The sequence below is a fragment of the Burkholderia sp. MSMB1826 genome (assembly GCF_001526325.1).
GTDB lineage: Bacteria > Pseudomonadota > Gammaproteobacteria > Burkholderiales > Burkholderiaceae > Burkholderia.
Map to the genome: position 1 here is coordinate 40,241 of NZ_LOYN01000033.1, position 19,100 is coordinate 59,340.

A 19,100-nucleotide genomic window follows, 5' to 3' on the forward strand; every position below is an offset into this window, starting at 1 on the left:
GAACTCCTGCGACATACCGCGGATACGAATACGTCGTTTGCCAACCTCGATCTCGATTTCACAGCCCGGCGGCATCGCAAGGGGCGCCGACACGTCTGGCGTTTTTCGGCAGAGCGTGACGTGAGATGTCTTTCGCAAGCAGATCGACCACATCAACCGGTAGCAGCGCGATGTTTGGTACCAACGGTGCACGTTGCGTATTGAGTAAGCTTCTTCGCCACTGCGCGACCATATTGGCGTTCAAGCCGTGCGCACGCGCTACCTCGGCAATCGAGCGATTTGGATCGTTCGCTTCGGCGGCAACCGCTTCCCGAAATTCCTTCGTGTAGTTCCTTGATCCCGGCTGTCTTCTTTGCACCACTGGCTTCATCAATCTGATTCCCATTACATCTGATGGGAATCAGATTGCCGCTGCCGCGCCCTCGTAAATAGACGGTACGTGTCGAGCGCTTACGGTCTTCCCACGGGATACCGGTTTGCAGCACACAGGATGCCGATGCGCGCAGCTCGATCATCGCCCCTGCGCCTTTCATACTGAAAAAGTCTACCGAAAAATCGCTCACATCATGGCACTGCGTACTGGGGTCGCTCAGAGCGGCCGTGCCGCCTTGAACTGGCGATTGACCCGGTCCAGCGGGCGCGGGGCTATACGGTGTGCGGCCGCATGAACCGCTCGATCGAACACGGTGCATACCGCGTCGTGCCCATCATTGCGCGCCAGGCGTTTCGTCCCGAGTGGCGATTTCGAGCTCGTCGAGCGCCTGAAGCTTGCTCATTGCGAGTTCAGCCAGCACACGCTCGCCATTGGCCGATGTCGAGGCGGTCGCCTGAGCAAGGGTGGCGAGGCCCGCGGCATAGCCGCGCGTACCAAGTTCGTAGGTGTAGTAACCGGATATCTTCCAGCTCTCCGGGGAATTCAACAGACGCGTGATTTCGGCTTCGAGTAACGCGATCTGAACATTATCCCTCTCGTCACTTGAAATACCGGACCGTGCGCATTGCTTGATCATATCGATTTCGTCGCGATAGGCACTCACCGTTTCGGCAATTTCCGGCCGGATCTTCGCGCTTTCGCCAAATGCCTGGTTGCCGCGAGTGCTCGATGCTCTCACCTCGTCGATAAAGGCATTCAGTGTCGCTTTGCTGGCAGCGCCGTGTGCGATGCCTTCCCGCCGTGTATTGAGGTACGAGAGAAACGACTGTGGATCGAGGAATTCGACGAGACGCCGGATATACCTCGGATGGGCACGCCCGTGCTCATCAACCATTCGCAACGTAACACTCGCCCCACTCGGAATGAGCGCAGTTGTCAGGCCAACGACCGGCACACTAGGAAGACTGACGGATTGGGGATGTCCCGGATGTGTCGAAAAATTCCCCATGCTTGACGATGCAGCAACGAGTGTAGCGTTGACTGTCAGCGCAGCCGAGCGGGACCGCGAACGCTCGGTGCCACGCAACCAGCCGTTTGCATCGACTCGCTCGTTTTTGCCCGCAAGAAGGCTATCGTAGCTTGCGCTGAACGCCGGGCCGACGTGCCAGCCTGCCACGCCGATGCGGGCCATCGCGCTGGCGGCCGTCGAGATCGTGTGGCTGCTGCGCCGTTGATCACGCCAGTTTACCGAGATATCGTGCATTCGGAAAAAACGCGCGCTGAAACGCTCCCAGAGACATTCCGGCGTGGTCGGGCCAGATGCCTCCGTGAGCGCACTTTGCTCGAAGAGGAATCCAACGAGGCTGTTGGCCTGCTCGCGCCACGATTCGGTCACTTTGTCATCCGCATCTCGCTTCAATTGCGTACGGATGATCACACCTCTTGGCGCACTGCGATCGCGCGAGTATGCCATGCCGACGCCACCGCCGAGCGTGGCGTGCACGTTCTTGTTCCCGAGCGCGACGCCGCCGAACACACCGAAGCTCACGCCCCTTGACGATCGCGCGTCGGTTCCCATGAAGATTTCGCCACCGTAGGATGACGAGCCAATCTCGAGAAACGCGTGCCGCCCCCGTAGCACTTTGACGCCCGGTCCGACCGATACGCCGAACATCGCCTTGAAGTCCTCAAGATTCACTGAACTGTTGAAGTTGAGGCCGTAAGTTCCGCCATCGAAATAGCGTACGTTGTTGCCAAGTGGCGTCGTATCGATGACATGAGTGAGCGCGGCGCGGAAAGCGGCACGTGTCGCGCCCGCTGAGCGAAGCCGGCGAGCGCGATTCAGTTCACGCATTCTTTCGACATGTGGATGCGGTTCTGTACCATCCTCCGGTGTCGCAGCGAGTAAGGCCGCTTCGTGAAGCCAGCGTTCGAGAGTCTTCAAATCGAGCTTCTTCACATCGGCGACGGCGCGATAGCGCCGCACAGCGTGTCCGTCAAGGCCCGCGCGCGGCGCCAGCGTCATCACGGTAGCGGCAATGATCTCTTGGTCGCGGCGTGACAATTTGAGTTCGTCCGATTGGAACGACCGCTTCGAGACGGCCCTCCAGCGCACAATGCACTGCTGCCGGAAAAGCAAGACGTGCCGCTGCTCGACCGGGAGCGCAGGATTCTGAAGTAGTACACCGAGATGCGAGATGACGGCATCGAGGACGCCATGCAATGCCTCGTGCCGTGCTTCGGCTTCGCGGTTGACAAGGCCGAGATTCGCGCCTCCCGTTCCATAGCCGGTAGCCGTCAGTGGTGATTTCTGCATGCCGACGAATCGGCGCGGATCAAACGCCGCACCGCGATGAGTTGCGCGCCTCTCTGCACGCCGGATCCAGATCATGAACTTCGCGATACGTCTTTGCGTGCGCGCGAGCGGCGAGCCGGAGCCGGACATGCGATAGCCGCTGCGCCAAGCGACATAGCCTGCAATTTGATTACTGTCCGCGATCTGTTTTGCCGTGGCATACGGCGCGGCATATACCTTTGCCGCACACAGCAGTGCATTTAGGGCAAGTGCATCGGGCAATGTGGACGGATCTTGCGCGCTTGCCAGCTGCGCGATGGCGTCGCGAATTTGTGCCGAAGGGCTGTCGGGATGCGGCTGGTCTTCGGGTCTCGATTCCATGAGATGCGTGGCGGCCTGTAGGAACGTGCGGAGGCTCTCCCGCTTCATGGCGCCATCGTCAGTGTACTCGTGAAGCGCCGGATCGTCGCGCAACGCGACGAGTGCATCGAACCCGGTGCTCGTGCGGCTCAAGAGACGCGCCGCATGCCAGGCATGCCGCTGTGCGTCGCCGCTTGTCGTTTCCTCGCTCACGACATCGAGCGAGAAGCGACGACGCAGGTGATCGAGCGCTGCGACCGCTTGCCGGGCATTCCCGTTCGTTGCGGCGGAGAGCGCCCGCGCGCACTGAAGGGCACCGGCCAAGCGAATGTGCGCAGAATCAGCGGGATGTTCGGATGCAGTGCCCGCGAGCAAGCCGATCAGCATGTGGATATCGGCGCTACTGGATGCGACATTGTGCGTAAAAAGCGCCTCCACGACAGAGGCGAACGCACGCTCGCTATCGATCGCCCGCACAGCGTCAGGTTGCAGAGCGCCAAGCCCAGGACGCGCCGATTCATGGAGCTTGCGTGTCAGACTTTCGGCTCGTGCTTTCAGCCAAGATGAATTCCGAGCACTGAACTCGGTCACGGACGCCGGCCGATTGATGGTATGTGCGGATTCCATATTCTGCCGAAGCTGGAGCGGAGCCATCGACGTGTAGACGTAACCCGGACCAGCAATGGTGCCAGGTGCGCCGGCGCGCAATTTAGGCTCCAGGCTAGCCAGCGGTGCATTCAAGCGCCGAGGTGCCCCGCGAGATTGCAGTCGCTGGAGCGAAGACGTGATCTGCCTATGTGTGACATCCGATTCAACCGTGTCAGCCGACGCAGCGGCCCGGCAAAAAAGCGCGGGGAATTTCATAACGTGTCAAAAGGAGCCACCGCACGTCACATCCGATGACCCTCGCAATAATTTTAAGACACCACCGAACGTGCCTCTTCGATACACAATGATTTAAAGTCGGTGCAGCCACGCGAGGTGCACGAAAGAGCCTGCAGGGTAACGAATGCCCTTTTCTTGGAGCATAGCGATGACGATAGTGTATGGCGCTCCTGTTGGTTCGGAGCGAATCAATCTCAATATCAGGACGTTAAGCTTCCCTCGAGGTCGTCAGGCAATTCCTCGATCGTCACGCCACTCGAACGCTGTGATTCCGTTTCGGCTGTGAACATCTGAAAAACGCGATTGCCGATGCTTTTGAGTCCGGCCATCAGATCCGGGGGTGACATGCTCATGAGCTTCTCAATTGCGCGAGCGGCCGCATGACCGACCGGCCCCGGCATCGTAAGGTTCAGTGCTGCCATCGTGATAGAGCCGACAAGCAGTCCACTCACACCATGTTCAATGAAATCGTTCGCCGCCTTGTTGGCCGCAAGGACTGCCAGCATCACGAGGCTCAATCCCACAAAGGTTTTGAATTCCTCCAGGGCGTCTTTGCCGCTCACGTTCTTGTTTGCCATCAGGCTGAACATCAATGCGGATGTAAAGGCAGCGTCGGATGCAAGGTCCACTGTTCCGATCGTGTCGGGCAATATTAAAATCGTTGTCGCAACGCACACCGCTGTCGAAAACAACGCCAGTGCCAACTTGGCCGAGCGATCACGGTTCTCCGCCGGCATCTGGGCTGGCGAAAGGCCAATACAATCGGCCAATTCATCCGCAAGGCGCTGGTACGCATCGACGGCAATCGTGACCTGCTTGCTGACGTAAGGCGTCAATTCGCGCTGGTCGCCTGCCAAGAACGTCGCCTTGGTCGTATTAAGCGTCTCCCGATCCATTTCCACAGCGGTCCTGACGGCTTCCAGAGCGGCCTTCGTCTCGGCAGATAGCGTGAGGCCTGCCTGATGCAAATCCGGATGAGCCGAGCCCGTCCGCCAAGCGTTGTACTTCTCGCGGATTTCCTTTGAGAGGAATCCCCCGAACAGCGCTCCGGTAGACACCGCACCGGCCGTTACGTTAAATACCGCATCTTTGTTGAGAAAACGTAGGCTGCTCACAAACGTTGGCAGCGCGAACTCAACCGCTTGCACCATGTTCGCGTAGTAGCGTGCCATGGCGCGGTCCTTCAGGAGGTTATTATCCGTGGTCGGTGTACGTATCATGCCGATACCCTCGACCATAGCTTTAGCCATCAGCGCCGCGATTTCAGCCTCGGTCTTCTGTTGTCGAGGTTTCGTCATAAGCGGGATAATCAACGGCAACGGAGCAAGCAGTAGGTTCAGACCGACGATTTTTGCCGCTCGCTCATGAAACGGCTTGTCCGTTTGTAGCGCATTCAACGTATCGTTCACCTCCTGAAGGCGCGTCTTGAATCGCGTTGCAAGTACCCCATCCAAGCCGGCTTCGTCGATGCGCGCCTTGAGCTCCGTGACATGTGCCGTCAATTGGTCGAGCCTGGCACCCTGACCTGGCGTTTCACCCGACGACGCGCGCAACGCGGCGATGAATTCGTGGTCGTCGGCCTGACTTAATAGCGTGCGCACGTCGGTCATCCTCCCGAAAGCTCTTAGGAGACGTGCTACGGACGACATTTTAGGCGGCAATTGTCCACCGTCAGTCATCTGGGAACCCAACCCGGTGGCATCGTCGATATGAATATGATGCTCCTCGGCCGAGGAAACCTGACTCTGCATGACCAAAGGTGCACTAAAGCTGTCGCCATGCACCGCACGGCTCGACATCTCCTGCTCGAGCTGCGACGAACTACGGCTGACGCGTCGGCGCACTCTTGACTCCGACCCGGGCTCGCCAGCCGAATGCGCGTCGAGACGAGCTGGCAGGCTTCGTGTCCGGGTGAGCGCATGCACTCCTGCCTGCGGCGACATTGACGATTTTTGCGCTCGTTTGTCCCCTTCCTTGCGCTGCTCCTCGCCGCGCTGATCCTGCTCACTCCAAATCGTAGCAGCCGTGCCATGTGTTCGATTGATCGTCATATCGTCGATTCCTTATGAATCGCGGCAAGCCCTGCAAGACAGTTAAATATCCTGCCAGACACACATGTACCACGCCCTTCAATGCAGGGCCGCACATGTCGCACGCGAAAATTAAATTACGAGAATGTACCAATCCACTCGTCCAAATTTCCACGGCTGACGAACAAATCAGGACGCTAACGAAACTCTGCGGCGGATGATGCGGTGGGATCGCCACTGTTTTTTCATAGGATGGGCACCTATGCAATGTTCAAATCGAGCAGACAACGTTACGTCGTATTTCAAAACAGCGGCCGCCATCCTAGCTCAGAAATACTTGATATCAGCTACACTTAAGAAATGGACAAGTTAGTCAGTCTCGGAACATGATCTCCGTTACTCGTCCCGACATCGACGGCCTGAAGGAGTTCAGCCGAAAAAAATGAACACCCCGATGGGCCGGCGCGAAGCGCTGGAAGTCCTGACTCGGCGGGGGCTCTCGCAACGCAAGGCATGTCGCTACCTGGGACTGAGCCGCCGAGTGGCGACCTATACGCTCAAGCAACCGGAGAAGGATCGGAGTCTGGGCGAGAGGCTGATGGCGGCCGCGCAAGAAGTACCGCGCTTCGGCTATCGCCGGATGTCGGCCTGGCTAGCGTTGAGCGAATCGCGCGTGCGGCCAATGTGGCGAACCCTACAGCTCAACATTCCGCGGCGACGTCCTCGCCGTCGTCGTTGCGGCAACGACATACGCCTGCCAGGCGCCACGCAGCCGAATTCGGTTTGGAGCTATGACTTCGTGCACGATCAACTGGTGGATGGCCGAGCGTTGAAGATGCTATGCGTGATCGATGAATACACCCGCGAGCGCCTGGCGATCGAGGTCGGCGCCAGCCTGCGGTCGCAGGACGTGATTCTGACGCTGTCACGACTGATGCGCCTGTACGGCAAGCCCGCGTTCGTTCGGTCTGACAACGGTGCCGAATTTACCGCTGCCAGAGTCATGCGCTGGCTGCGGGATGCGGCCATCGGTCCGGCCTTCATCGCGCCCGACAGTCCGTGGCAAAACGGCTTCGTCGAGAGCTTCAACGGCAAGCTGCGTGACGAATTGCTGAGCCGGGAGCGGTTCCGCAGCCGCGCCGAGGCCAAAGTGCTCATCGAACGCTGGCGGCAGTTCTACAACGAGCGCCGGCCGCATAGCGCACATCGCTATCAACCTCCCGCCACGGTCCGTCGAGCCTAGCTGGATTCCGATAATATCGACGTGAGACTCACTGCCTGAATGGCTACAAAACTCCGCCTCAGGTCACCATTGCGTATGCCCATATCAAAGCCCTCGGCAATCAGGTCGACGGGCCGATCGCTCAAACTGAGCTCAAGCTCCAGCTTGGGATGCTTGCGGGCAAATTCCAGCAGGATCGGCGCGATGCAGTAGCGGCCGAACAACACAGGCATCGTCACGCGCAAGCGCCCGGCCACTTCCTGCTTGCCGGACTCGAGCAGCGACTCCGCCGCCCGCAATTCCTCGATTGCGCGCCGACAACGCTCGTAATAGATCTGCCCGTCCTCAGTCAGGTTTTTTGGGTACGGGTGGTGCGGTTGAAAAGCCGCACGCCAAGGCGACTCTCCAGCCGCGCAATGGCTTTGCCCACGGTGGACCGAGATAGTGCGAGCCGCTCTGCAGCACAAGCAAAGCCGCCCGCCTCGACCGCTTCCACGAGGATGGCTATGCCGTCCAGCCGCCGCACATGTCGGTTTTCATGAGCACATCCCCCTTTCAAAACATTGCATTGGTGCCCTTGGCATGCCCGCGCAGAACATACCCGCTGAAAGCACGCGTTTGGTAGCGCTCAGTTCTACAAAGGTGGGAAAAAACGTCGCCACTCAGGCATCCCTTTCCACAGTAGCATCGTCTCTACCTCTGGAGGCGCTTGCCCGCGCCGCTCTTACGTCGTTCTCCGTCAACTACATCCCGATGCAGATTTCCATCGTCTATGACAGCGGCTACGGCCACACGGCACGGCAAGCCCGCAGCGTGGCAGACGGTGTGCGCCGCGTCGCCGGTGCGCAGGTGCACCTGATTCCGGTAGCCGAAAGCCAAATCCCCTGGAACACGCTCGAAGCGAGCGACGCCATCATCTTTGGTGCCCCGACCTACAATGGCGCCCCCAGCGCACGCTTCAAGCTGTTCTGTGAAGACTCGACCAAATTCGCCTGGACCGACATGAAGTGGCGCAACAAGCTCGCTGCCGGGTTCACCAATTCGGGAGCACAGAACGGCGACAAGCTTCACTCCCTCATCTCGATGACTCTGTTTGCCGCGCAGCACGGCATGTTGTGGGTAGGGCTCGATCTGAAGCCTGGCAACGACAGCAGCCGCGGAACGGTGCATGACCTCAACCGCCTGGGAAGTTGGCTCGGCGCGATGGCGCAATCCAATGGGGACCAAGGGCCAGACGACACCCCCATCCAGAGCGATCTCGACACCGCGGCCTACCTGGGGCAGCGCGTGGCCGAGACACTGCGCCGGCTGCAGCCGGCTTGACGTCCCCTCTTTCCCGCCCAAGGAACCTCTTCCATGAAATTTCTCTGTCTCGACATTCCGCAACCCGGCGCCACGCTGGAGCAATACCAGCCGCACATGCGTGACGAAACCCGTCATGCCTGGAAGCTCTACACCGGCGGCATCGTGCGCGACTTCTACTTCCGCCAGGACCGCCCAGGCGTCGCCCTCATTGCCGAAGCCGACTCGATTGAAACTGCACGTGCAGCGCTGAATGAATTTCCGCTCGCCAAGGCCGGGCTCATCGGCTGGGACGTGATCCCGTTGGGCCCCTTCACGGGCTGGCAGTTGCTCTTCGCCCCAGACAACCTCTGATCTTTCATTTGGAGCGTCCCATGAACGTTTCAGGCTACGCCGCATCATCGGCCGACAGTGGCTTGGCACCCTTCGCTTTTGAGCGACGAGCGCCGCGAGCAGACGATGTCGTCATCGACATCCTGTTCTGCGGGGTGTGCCACACCGATCTGCACTTGGCTCGCAACCACGGTGGATTCACGACCTATCCCATCGTGCCGGGCCACGAAATCATCGGCAGGGTCCGACAGGTCGGCGAGAACGTCCGCCGCTTCGAGGCCGGCGACATGGTCGGCGTGGGCTGCATGGTGGATTCGTGCCAGCACTGCCAGCCGTGTGTGCGCGGTTGGGAGCAGGACTGCACCGAAGGCGCCACCTTCACCTACAACAGTATCGACCAGCATGACGGCTCGGTAACGTACGGCGGCTATTCGGATTCAATCGTTGTCAGCGAACGGTTCGTGCTTTCCATCCCCAATGGGCTGGACCCGGCCGGCGCCGCACCGCTGCTATGCGCGGGCATCACCACCTGGTCTCCGCTGCATCGGTGGAACGTCGGCCCAGCGAGCAAGGTTGCAGTCATTGGTTTGGGCGGACTCGGCCACATGGCTTTGAAGCTGGCAAAGGCCTTGGGTGCCGACGTGACCCTATTGACGCGTTCAGCAGACAAGCAAGCCGACGCCGCCCGCCTGGGTGCCGATCACGTGGTGCTGTCGAGCGACCCCACGCAGATGGCGTCGGTCGCCGGCCGCTTCGACGTGATCATTGACACCGTGCCGTATGACCATGACGTCAATCCCTACATGCCGACACTGGCGCTCGAAGGTGTGCTGGTGCTGGTGGGCTTCCTGGGCCCGCTGGGTACACCGGTGAACGCCGGCAGCGTCGTACGCGGGCGCCGGGCAATTTCCGGCTCATTCATTGGTGGCGTGCGCGAAACCCAGCAGATGCTCGATTTTTGTGGGCATCACGGCATAGCTTCGGACGTGGAAATCATTCCCATCCAGCAGATCAACGAGGCCTATGAGCGGTTGGCCAAAAGCGATGTGAAATACCGCTTCGTTATCGACATGGCCTCCCTCAAACCGACAGGAGCACATGTATGAGCGCAACACACATCAAGCCCGTGCTTTGTGTCGTTACGAGCCATCCGATCCGCGGCGACACGGGTGAACCGACCGGCTTTGCCATGGTGGAGTTGACCCACCCGCTCGCCGTCTTCCAGCAGGCCGGCATTCCGACCGAAATCGCCTCGATACGCGGCGGTCATCCGCCCATCGATTTTTTCGACCTCACCGATCCGGTCAACCAGCGCTTCTGGCATGACGCGGACTTTCGCAAGGCGCTGGCGCATTCGCTGGTTCTGAAAGACGTCGATCCTTCGCGCTACTCAGCCGTGTTCTTCGCGGGTGGCCACGGCACCATGTGGGACTTTGCCGACAGCACGGCCGTGCAGCACGTCATTCGTGCCATTTACGACGCTGGCGGCATCGTGTCGGCCGTTTGTCATGGCCCTGCTGCCCTCGTGAATGCCACGCTTTCCGATGGCAGTCATCTGGTTTCAGGTAAGAGGCTCGCTGCGTTTACCGACGAGGAGGAAGCAGAGGTGAAGTACACGCACGTCGTGCCCTACCTGCTTGCCACAACCCTCAAAGAGCGCGGCGCATTGCACCAGCCCGCACCGAACTGGACAGCCAATGTCGTGGTGGACGGCAGACTCATCACCGGCCAGAACCCGGCCTCTGCGCACGGCGTGGGTGAAGCGGTAGTCAAGCAACTCACGGCGCGGGCTTGACATGAAGATCATCGCCATCGAAGAACACGTGTTGCCGGAAGCCGTTCGGCAGGCGTGGAGCACCCTTCCCGGCGGCGACGATGGCACGCTCGCACTGAATACCGGGCAGCTTGGCGAGCGGTTGGCTGACTTGGCGGAGCAGCGGTTGGCACTGATGGACGAAACCGGCGTCGACGTGCAGGTGCTCTCGCTGACCACGCCCGGGCTGAACAACCTCGGGCATCACGGAATCGAACTGGCGCGGCGCGTGAACGACCTTCTCGCTAATACCGTCGCGGCCAATCCGTCCCGGTTTCAAGCGCTGGCCGTGTTGCCCTTTGCCGACGGCGAAGACGCCGCGCGCGAGTTGTGGCGCAGCGTCGAAGAGCTTGGCTGCAAGGGCGCCATCCTCTACGGCCGAGTTGGCGAGAAGAACCTCGACCACGCGATGTTCAACCCCACGTTCGCCTGCGCAGCAGATCTTGGTGTGCCATTGCTGATCCATCCGCAGATTCCGCAAGCCAGCGTGCGCAGCGCGTACTACGCTGGAATGGGCGCGCAGATGGACCTGGCGCTGTCCACCTTCGGCATCGGATGGCATTACGAAGCGGGCATGCAGTTCGTGCGCATGGTCGTCGCAGGTGTATTCGACCGGCATCCGAAGCTGCAGGTGATCCTTGGTCATTGGGGCGAACTTGTGATGTTCTATCTGGAGCGGCTGACTATGCTCGACCGGGTGTCGACGCTGCAGCGGCCGTTTGTCGAATACGTCCGGCAGAACCTTTACCTGACTGCCAGCGGCATGTTCAGCACGCCGTATCTGTGCCAAGCGGTGGAACTGGTTGGGCCCGACCGGATTCTGTTCTCGACCGACTTCCCTTACCAGTACCGCCCTGGGGCGGATGCACGGCGCTTTGTCGAAACGCTGCCGCTTGGCGATGATGACAAACGAAAGTTCACGCATGCCAACTGGGACAGGCTCACACAACGAGGCCAGCCTTGATCTCGCTGTCGTCCCGCGCCTGCGCTTGGCTGCGCCTCGCATTCATCCTGCTGGGCTGCTGTGCCATGCAGATCACCACCGCACAGACACCCCACCCACAATCGGGAGACGCCAACATGCACAACCCAGGCCTTTGGAGCGCCCCCGACCCCGCGCAAAGCGCCGGCGCGCCGTACGTGCGCATCGCACAACTCGAAGTCGATCCGAAGCATTTGGCGGAATTCAAAACCGTCCTGATGCAGAGCGTTTCGACTTCCGTGCGCGTGGAACCGAACGTCTACACCTTGTACGCAGTTGCACTGAAGGATCATCCGAGCAGGTTCCTCGTCTTCGAGATGTACAAAGACGAAGCAACGTACGAAGCACACCGCGAGACGGCGCATTTCCGCAAGTTCTTCGAAGCCACGCAAACCATGGTGACCTCTCGCACATTCCTTGACGTCGACCCCGTGGTGCTGGGCGCCAAGGCGTACTGGCACCCAACAAGCGAGTGATTGCATGGCGAGCGCCCGCCGCTTCCACCGCCCCAGTTACGCCGTCCGGGCCGCCCTGGCACTGACGCTTGGCCTCGCTGCGCGTGCCCATACCGCAGCACCACTTGATCCTCCCAATGATCTCCCCATCCCCATGACCACCGAGACCGCCGAAACAACGCTGCTGCCCCGTCAGCAGGCCGTCATTCCCATCGCTGCTCATGCCGCCGTTGGCGATATGCCACGTCTGAATTCCGCCTTGGTTCAAGGGCTGGATACCGGCCTGACCGTGAGCGACTGTAAGGAAATTCTGGTGCAGATGTACGCGTACGCGGGTTTCCCGCGCAGCCTTAATGCGCTGGGCGAGCTCATGCGTGTACTTCAGACCCGAAAGGACCAAGGTATCGAAGATGTTCCCGGCCGCGACCCGGGCCCCATCCCGACCGGCACTGCACTGCTCGCCGCCGGTACCGCAAACCAGACCAAACTCGCGGGCGCGCCCGTCAAAGGCGCATTGTTCGACTTTGCCCCGGCCATCGATGAGTATCTGAAAACCCATCTGTTCGGCGACATTTTTGCCCGCGACAACCTCGATTGGAAAGACCGCGAACTCGCCACAGTGGCCGCACTAGCAGCCATGTCAGGCGTGGAGCCCCAGTTGCAGGCCCACATGCGTTTGAGCATGAACGTGGGCATTTCAGCCCAGCAGTTGCGGCAGGTCGCGCAGGTTCTGGCTGAGACGGTGAACGCCGATGCGAGCCGGCGGGCACAAGCCGCGCTGGCGGCCCATTTGCCAAAGGGGGCGCGCAATTGAAGCGCTCGACTCATGCCAGCCCAAGGGAAAAACGACTGTGATATCTGCAGCCATTCCAGTGGGCGTGCGTATGCTCGGGGCGCTAGCCATTCTGCTTGCTGCACCACTGCACGCGCAAACAAATGCGGAAAAGCCAGACATGCCGAAAGCGTATTACATCGCCGAGTTTGAACCGACCATACCGGGAGCCATCCGGCCCTACAGCGAGCGCGTCGAATCCACGCTCAAACCATTTGGCGGCCGCTTTATTGCCCGTCGGGGCACATTGGACGCATTGGAGGGGCCGCCCCCCAAAGGCGTGGTCCGTCATCGTCGAGTTTAATAGCCTGGAACGCGTGCAGGCCTGGTATCGATCGCCTGAGTACGAGGCACTCAAGCCGATCCGCCACCGAGCGGGACACTCGCGCGTCTACATCACGGAGGGTCTGCCCGCAGTGAATTGCTGATACGTTGAACAACTCAACGCGATTCGTCCGTTGTTACAACACCTCTGCAGAATTCCTTCACACGCCGCCAGATCAATTGCCGGTCAACCCCAAAGCCTCCCGCGCAGAAGGCATCGGCGGCATCAAGCTCAAGATGGGCCAACCGGATCATCACGTTAGCCTGCGCGCAACCGCTCCACCAGCAATCGGAATGCAACGGAGTTGTTTTTGCGGGTGGGGTAATACAGGTGGTAACCGGAGAGCGGTGGGCACCAATCCTCCAACAGACGCATGTGCCGCCTGCTGTGAATCATGTTCGCTGCGTGATCCTCAATCAGGCACGCTATTCCGAGCCCATCCGCCGCAGCAGCAAGGATCATGTCCGGGTCATTTAAGACAAGTTGCCCGCCCACGCGTACCTTCAGTTCTTGGCGGCCCTTTCTGAATTGCGAGGCATAGAGCCCGCCACTGCCGGTACCGTCCGCCACCACACGCAGCCTCACATCGTCAACCGGGGCTTTACAAACCCATGCCGCAACATGCACCGCAGTGCACGCTGTGTGAGGGAATCTACCTTCGCAAAATTCCGAACCAACATTCGCATTCCTTATTATTCTGCTGTTGCAATCAAAATACCGACTACCGATCTGTTGGCTGAACGACACCGGATTGGCGGCCCACAATTCTCCCGCCAGTCGAATACTCTAAAGTAGAATCAGATAAAACAGGTGCGCATATATTTTCCGTCTATGTAGCCCGTTTTTCTACAATCATAAGCACGAACCGTATGCAACAAGTTCGACAGCGTACAACTGGTCATGGCGATCGCGGCGGCATGCGGGCCACGAACACTAGCTGGTGAACGGCCTTCTCTGGCCGGAAATTCAGACATGAATCAATTCGCACGTATTGAGCCGACCTCGGGAAGCGCGAACTTCTCCCTAGTTGCGAAAGCAATGCAGCTGGCGCAATCGATGTACTGGTCGATTTTCAGCCGACCGTGGCCCTACGCTTCGACGATCTCGAAGCGATTACGGATACCGCGGCGGACAGTACGAATGCCGCTTGCCTCCGTACCGGCGGATCCGGAGACGGGACGCTCCGATGTTGAACTGGCACAAGTCTGCGTGCCTCGCCGAGTGCAGTAATGGAGTCCTATGCCGCTTGGCCTGCCGATCGATACTCCCTTCGAGTTCCGGCTGGCTATCGATGTGCTGGCCATGGTGCTTGCACAGCGCCCTGAATATTGGAGAGGCGTGCATACGCCATTGCTGCCATGTAGCAACTATCGCGCCTGTTCCGCGTAGAATGGTGCCAGAAACTGACACCACCATTTTATAGACTCTCTTCTGCGCAGGTAGCACCAACCTGCCCCCCGCAAGAAGGAGTCGTAACATGCCAAGATTAAGGCCGCTAGATCCCGCATATCCGATAGCCCGCTGGATGGATATTGATGCTAGCCCCGCCGTATTACTCAATCTCGTGACGATGGCGACGGAAGACGAACCGTTATCTCTCAAGGCTCGGACTGCGGATTCACTTTTCACGAAACGCCAACCTGAATGCCCCTCGACGCAGTTGCATCGCGCCGGCGGTGAAAATTCAGCCCACATCAACTATGCTGCCCTCGAAAGCGCGGTCGCATGGCGTGGTGCCTTCGGAATACCTGAGTTTCAAAAGCTCAGCGCACTTCCACCGACCGTCGTGGCACGCCCTCACCGCCTTATCAAGGTCGCCGTTCCGAAACTGTGCACAGCTTGAGACCAGGTCACCAAATTCATGAAACGCATTCAATACAGCAACTATGGCGGCCCGGAGTCGATGCGGGTCCATGATTTCGAATTGCCCGCGCCGGGTAACGGCGAGGTGGCCGTCCGTGTCAAATTCGCGGCAATCAATCCGATCGACTGGAAACTGCGCCGTGGACAGATGAAGATCATCACCGGCTGGTCCTTCCCCCGAGCGATGGGGATGGACTTCTCTGGCATCGTCACAGCCGTTGGCGCCGGCGTTACACGCTTCCAAATCGGCGACGCAGTATTCGGCCTCGCGCGCTTCAAACAAAGCGGGGCACTCGGCCAGGCGGTCATCACCCAAGAGAAGTTGCTAGCCGAAAAGCCCGATGGTATCTCCTTTGCCGAAGCAGCTTGCCTCGGGACTCCAGGCGTCACCGCATGGAACGGATTGATCGACAAAGCGAAACTGCACGCGGGCCAGCAAGTCTTCATCAACGGCTGCGCGGGCGCGGTCGGCGAAGCTGCTGTGCAGATCGCTCGGCTTTTCGGAGCGAACGTGTCCGGAAGCTGTAGTGCCGCGGACATGGAGCGAGCCCGATCGCTAAGCGTGCAGAACGTCTACGATTATCGTGTTACGGAATTATCGGCAATCACCACGCGCTTCGACGTGGTCTACGATACCGCTGCAACCATGAAGATATCGACCGGCACGTCCATGCTTCGCCCGGGTGGGATATTTCTCGACCTCAACCCCAGTCCAGCCAAGCTCCTTCGCTCGATCTTCGACCGGCGGTTGAAGCCCGTCATCGGTTCGCCGCGGGCCGAAATCCTGGAAAAGCTCGCGAACGCCGCGCGCGAGGGCAAGTTTCGCCTTCCGATTGGAGAAATCGTTCCACTGAGCGACGCGATCCAATTAATCACCGAACTTGAAAACGGTCGTAAACTCGGCGGCAAGGGCATCGTAGCGATGGAGTGAAAATGACCAGAAGTCATCGATTGTTCGATTTGATGCAAGCGCTTCGCCGACACCGCAGAACAGTGTCCGGTGGAGCGCTCGCGCAAGAGCTTGGCGTATCCCTGCGAACCATCCGCCGTGACGTCGCTACACTGCAGGGCATGGGCGCCGACATCGAAGGAGAGCCGGGAGTCGGCTACATCCTTCGCCCCGGTTTTGTTTTGCCACCTCTGTCTTTCACCGAAGACGAAATTCACGCGCTCGTGATCGGCGCGCAATGGGTCAGTCGCCAGACGGACGATACGCTGGCACTTGCCGTAAAGAACGCGCTAGCCAAGATCAACGCGGTACTTCCATCCGACTTGCGATCCGCACTCGACGACGACACCGTCTATGTTGGGCATTCGGCAAAGAGGATGATGCATCTCGATCTCAGCGAGATCCGGCGCGCGCTTCGTGAACAACGCAAGCTGAGCATTACGCTGTCGATCGAACAAGCCCCCTCCAACGAACAGATCGTGTGGCCCATTATGTTGGGATTCATTGAAACCAGACGGTTCATCGCAGCCTGGTGCGAACTGGACAGACAGTTTCGCGTAATCGGTATGGACAATATCGCACACGCGGAAGTGCTTACGGAACGCTACCCCGGCAATCGTCGCCAACTCGTCAAGGAATGGCGCACTCAGGAAATCCGGCCATGCAACGGGCAATCTGATTCATGTTAACGTTCATTTTTACTGTTGCGTGATGCGGCAACCCTGCCGCGCCGGGCATCCGCAAAACCATACGGGTAGTAAAATAATTTCAGAGACGATGCTCATATCCGCAACGCGCCCCAGTTTCCGAGGCATCGAAAGCAGGGATATATTGATCGTGGAACAAGCATTCGAACACGATCAGCTCGACGAGCATGCCAGCATCCCACATTCGTTTGCCTCCACCAACCCGCCGTTCCGTCTTTCGATTCCGTCAGCGTCCTCGATGACCGGTCCAGAACGGAAATGGCTTCGCCGAGCTGGCTACCCGAATTCCGGGCTGATCGCGACGGAATCATGAATCACGAACAGCCCGCCCCCCCCTTTTTGAACGGGTTCGCGGAACCAATCTTCAACCAGGTCAGGGCACAAAAATTCGACATCCATGCGACATGGATTTTCTATTTTCAACCGACTGAACAGCAACATCACTGGCGCCGGCAGTGCGTTTGTTCGACCTTAGCGGGCCGCCCTGAGCCGTGGACCTCGATGTCCCTATTGCGGTCTGCGCGCTACCGGTTGCCATTCAATTTGAGCCCTTCTGGATTGACAAGTCGCCCTTTTCGTTTCTTCGTCTGCCCATCCCCCCGACTGTGGCCGGAGGCAGCTGCGTGGGATTGCTGTCGTGATTCAATATGTCGATGTCTCTCAGAGGGTCCACGATCGTCCGGTGCTGCGGAAAATTTCCGCCCACATTGATTACCCATATCCGTCGCGGCATGCACCTGCATGCCATGAACGTCTGGCTGCGGCGAAACCACGCGCAGGACATTGATCATGACCATCCGTTACCGCCGCCTACACGGACGATGGTGAACGGCAAGTTCGGTTGCGGCGAGAATGAGAAATAGCGCGCTGATAACAGAACGCACTCGCATCATGCGGCGTGTCAGCGCGAATCATGTGTCGAAAAGCGAAAATCCAGCGAATGCGGCGAAATATACCGAGGGGGAGGGGGGAACCAGCAAACTCGGACAGTCGAATATGTCTTTTACCGGGGTGCTGAACCACTTGGATTGCTTCAGCACCGCCACAATCTGCACGATCGAAAAACGTTTCCGCTTCATGACAAACCACCTCCTGGTTCAGAGTGACGTTTTCCATAAAACTCGCGCTCGGATCGTTCCACGATTCCTAAAGCGGATCAGATACCATCAGGCAACGCTTGAATGAAGTGCGGGATAGTCGATATAGCCGACGGCGTCGTCCTCTCCAGGCTCATAGAAACTTGTATAGTCCGGTGTATTCATCGGCGCATCGAGCCGATAGCGCTCGGGAAGATCGGGATTCGCAAGGAAAGGAACACCGTATGAAATGAGGTCTGCTTCTCCTCGCGCGATAGCCTTCTCACCGAGATAGGAGTCAAATCCGCCGTTCAAGATCAAGCAGCGCGAGAACGCCTTGCGCAAATATGGCGCAACTCGTTCGATGCCTGGTGGCGGTGCGTCTGGTCCGGCAACGCCTTCGGTCACGTGAAGATACGCTATCCCAAGTCGGTCGAGTTCTACTGCGAGATAGCTGAAAGTCTCGATGGGCGTCGAATCGCTCATCGCATGCAGTGTCATGCTGGGGCCTACACGATAGCCAACGCGTTCTCCGCCAAGAATATCAACCGCTGCAGCCGCTACCTCTAGCGGGAAACGAGCGCGATTTTCGATTGAGCCGCCGTATCGATCAGTGCGAATGTTTGAACCATCTCGAAGGAATTGGTCAAGCAGATATCCCGAGCTACCGTGAATCTCCACACCATCAAAACCGGCAGCGTCGGCGTTCTTAGCAGCTCTACGAAATTGGTCGACTATGTCGGATATTTCTTCGCAATCGAGAGCGCGCGGCACTGGTGTGAGCGCAGGCCCGTTTGACAGGAAGACGTTGGCATCGGCGTTAAGTGCAGACGGGGCCACCGGCATCGCGCCATTGTGGAACGCTGGGTGTGAGACCCGACCGACATGCCATAGTTGAGCAAAAATGACGCCACCAACTGCGTGAACAGCGTCTGTTACGCGGTGCCATGCAGCAATCTGTTCTGGAGAGTGGATCCCCGGCGTACGGACGTAGCCAACTCCTTGCTCACTGACCTGAGTCGCTTCTGAAACCATGAGCCCTGCGGTCGCCCTCTGCGCGTAATAGATCGGAGCCAATGGATGGACCAAATTGCCTCCTACCGCGCGGCAGCGGGTCATCGGTGCCATCACCATGCGGTTCTTAATTTCGACAGAGCCGAGTCGATAAGGTGAGAATAAATTTTTCAAATGATCACTCACGATAAATTCTCCTTTGTTAACAGCATCGACAAGTGGTACAGTTTTTTAAATACCGCTAGTTTACGTACTGCGCAATGCATCGCAAGAAGGCACATCC

The 19,100-nt window shown here is 58.9% G+C and carries 19 protein-coding genes and 2 pseudogenes; 14 read left to right on the top strand and 7 right to left on the bottom strand.

Translation table 11 applies throughout. The features are described 5' to 3' along the window. Positions 1 to 58: 58 nt before the first annotated feature. The 3 genes from WS95_RS35065 to WS95_RS21600 form a co-directional block, all read right to left on the bottom strand. Positions 59 to 370, bottom strand: coding sequence for a transposase (locus WS95_RS35065; RefSeq protein WP_156444548.1), 312 nt, complete (start codon positions 368 to 370; stop codon positions 59 to 61). Positions 371 to 707: 337 nt separating this feature from the next. Further along, a complete protein-coding gene (locus WS95_RS21595) occupies positions 708 to 3,770 on the bottom strand; it encodes a hypothetical protein (protein WP_156444549.1) in 3,063 nt (1,020 codons plus the stop codon). A gap of 344 nt (positions 3,771 to 4,114) precedes the next feature. After that, positions 4,115 to 5,965, bottom strand: a complete 1,851-nt coding sequence (locus tag WS95_RS21600; RefSeq protein ID WP_156444550.1) for a hypothetical protein — start codon at positions 5,963 to 5,965, stop codon at positions 4,115 to 4,117. A gap of 389 nt (positions 5,966 to 6,354) precedes the next feature. Here WS95_RS21600 and WS95_RS21605 point away from each other — a divergent pair. Beyond that, positions 6,355 to 7,187: pseudogene (locus tag WS95_RS21605) on the top strand (IS3 family transposase); the annotation flags it as partial. Positions 7,188 to 7,246: 59 nt separating this feature from the next. On the opposite strand, the pseudogene WS95_RS21610 reads toward WS95_RS21605, so the two are convergent. Continuing rightward, positions 7,247 to 7,683: pseudogene (locus tag WS95_RS21610) on the bottom strand (LysR family transcriptional regulator); the annotation flags it as partial. Positions 7,684 to 7,919: 236 nt separating this feature from the next. Here WS95_RS21610 and WS95_RS21615 point away from each other — a divergent pair. The 9 genes from WS95_RS21615 (at position 7,920) to WS95_RS35835 (ending at position 13,311) form a co-directional block, all read left to right on the top strand. Further along, positions 7,920 to 8,489, top strand: a complete 570-nt coding sequence (locus WS95_RS21615; RefSeq protein WP_059825740.1) for a flavodoxin family protein — start codon at positions 7,920 to 7,922, stop codon at positions 8,487 to 8,489. 33 nt (positions 8,490 to 8,522) lie between these two features. Then, the gene (locus tag WS95_RS21620) at positions 8,523 to 8,822 is read left to right on the top strand and encodes a hypothetical protein (protein ID WP_059825743.1); all 300 of its coding nucleotides are present in this window, start codon (positions 8,523 to 8,525) and stop codon (positions 8,820 to 8,822) included. Between the two features lie 20 nt (positions 8,823 to 8,842). Next, entirely contained in the window at positions 8,843 to 9,907 is a 1,065-nt protein-coding gene (locus tag WS95_RS21625; protein ID WP_059825745.1) for an NAD(P)-dependent alcohol dehydrogenase, read from the top strand. After that, complete coding sequence (locus WS95_RS21630; RefSeq protein ID WP_059825748.1) at positions 9,904 to 10,596, top strand: type 1 glutamine amidotransferase domain-containing protein; 693 nt, start codon at positions 9,904 to 9,906, stop codon at positions 10,594 to 10,596. The genes WS95_RS21625 and WS95_RS21630 overlap by 4 nt, the downstream gene beginning before the upstream one ends. A gap of 1 nt (position 10,597) precedes the next feature. Beyond that, the gene (locus WS95_RS21635; protein WP_059825751.1) at positions 10,598 to 11,578 is read left to right on the top strand and encodes an amidohydrolase family protein; all 981 of its coding nucleotides are present in this window, start codon (positions 10,598 to 10,600) and stop codon (positions 11,576 to 11,578) included. After that, positions 11,575 to 12,072 carry a putative quinol monooxygenase gene (locus tag WS95_RS21640; RefSeq protein ID WP_257139921.1) on the top strand — a complete coding sequence of 166 codons (498 nt, stop codon included), beginning with the start codon at positions 11,575 to 11,577 and terminating at the stop codon, positions 12,070 to 12,072. Before WS95_RS21635 ends, WS95_RS21640 begins: the two co-directional genes overlap by 4 nt. A gap of 133 nt (positions 12,073 to 12,205) precedes the next feature. Continuing rightward, positions 12,206 to 12,865: a carboxymuconolactone decarboxylase family protein gene (locus tag WS95_RS21645; protein WP_059825754.1), complete on the top strand. Its 660-nt coding sequence runs from the start codon at positions 12,206 to 12,208 to the stop codon at positions 12,863 to 12,865. Positions 12,866 to 13,004: 139 nt separating this feature from the next. Continuing rightward, on the top strand, positions 13,005 to 13,187 hold the full coding sequence (locus WS95_RS35830; RefSeq protein WP_257139922.1) for a DUF1330 domain-containing protein: 183 nt from the start codon (positions 13,005 to 13,007) through the stop codon (positions 13,185 to 13,187). Continuing rightward, positions 13,114 to 13,311: a DUF1330 domain-containing protein gene (locus tag WS95_RS35835; RefSeq protein WP_257139923.1), complete on the top strand. Its 198-nt coding sequence runs from the start codon at positions 13,114 to 13,116 to the stop codon at positions 13,309 to 13,311. Before WS95_RS35830 ends, WS95_RS35835 begins: the two co-directional genes overlap by 74 nt. 155 nt (positions 13,312 to 13,466) lie before the next feature. Here the strand turns inward: WS95_RS35835 and WS95_RS35845 are convergent, their stop codons facing one another. Beyond that, the gene (locus WS95_RS35845; protein WP_257139924.1) at positions 13,467 to 13,778 is read right to left on the bottom strand and encodes a LysR substrate-binding domain-containing protein; all 312 of its coding nucleotides are present in this window, start codon (positions 13,776 to 13,778) and stop codon (positions 13,467 to 13,469) included. Between the two features lie 955 nt (positions 13,779 to 14,733). Between WS95_RS35845 and WS95_RS33875 the strand changes: the two genes are divergently transcribed. The 4 genes from WS95_RS33875 (at position 14,734) to WS95_RS35070 (ending at position 17,040) form a co-directional block, all read left to right on the top strand. Further along, a complete protein-coding gene (locus WS95_RS33875; protein WP_306454119.1) occupies positions 14,734 to 15,051 on the top strand; it encodes an antibiotic biosynthesis monooxygenase in 318 nt (105 codons plus the stop codon). 18 nt (positions 15,052 to 15,069) lie between these two features. Beyond that, entirely contained in the window at positions 15,070 to 16,002 is a 933-nt protein-coding gene (locus WS95_RS21655; protein ID WP_059825759.1) for an NAD(P)-dependent alcohol dehydrogenase, read from the top strand. Between the two features lie 2 nt (positions 16,003 to 16,004). Beyond that, a complete protein-coding gene (locus WS95_RS21660; RefSeq protein WP_059825761.1) occupies positions 16,005 to 16,709 on the top strand; it encodes a helix-turn-helix transcriptional regulator in 705 nt (234 codons plus the stop codon). Positions 16,710 to 16,857: 148 nt separating this feature from the next. Beyond that, positions 16,858 to 17,040: a hypothetical protein gene (locus WS95_RS35070; RefSeq protein ID WP_156444551.1), complete on the top strand. Its 183-nt coding sequence runs from the start codon at positions 16,858 to 16,860 to the stop codon at positions 17,038 to 17,040. Positions 17,041 to 17,638: 598 nt separating this feature from the next. Here the strand turns inward: WS95_RS35070 and WS95_RS35075 are convergent. Both WS95_RS35075 and WS95_RS33880 read right to left on the bottom strand, forming a co-directional pair. Then, a complete protein-coding gene (locus tag WS95_RS35075) occupies positions 17,639 to 17,806 on the bottom strand; it encodes a hypothetical protein (RefSeq protein ID WP_156444552.1) in 168 nt (55 codons plus the stop codon). 87 nt (positions 17,807 to 17,893) lie between these two features. Then, positions 17,894 to 19,003, bottom strand: coding sequence for an alkene reductase (locus tag WS95_RS33880; RefSeq protein WP_082746979.1), 1,110 nt, complete (start codon positions 19,001 to 19,003; stop codon positions 17,894 to 17,896). Positions 19,004 to 19,100: the final 97 nt, after the last annotated feature.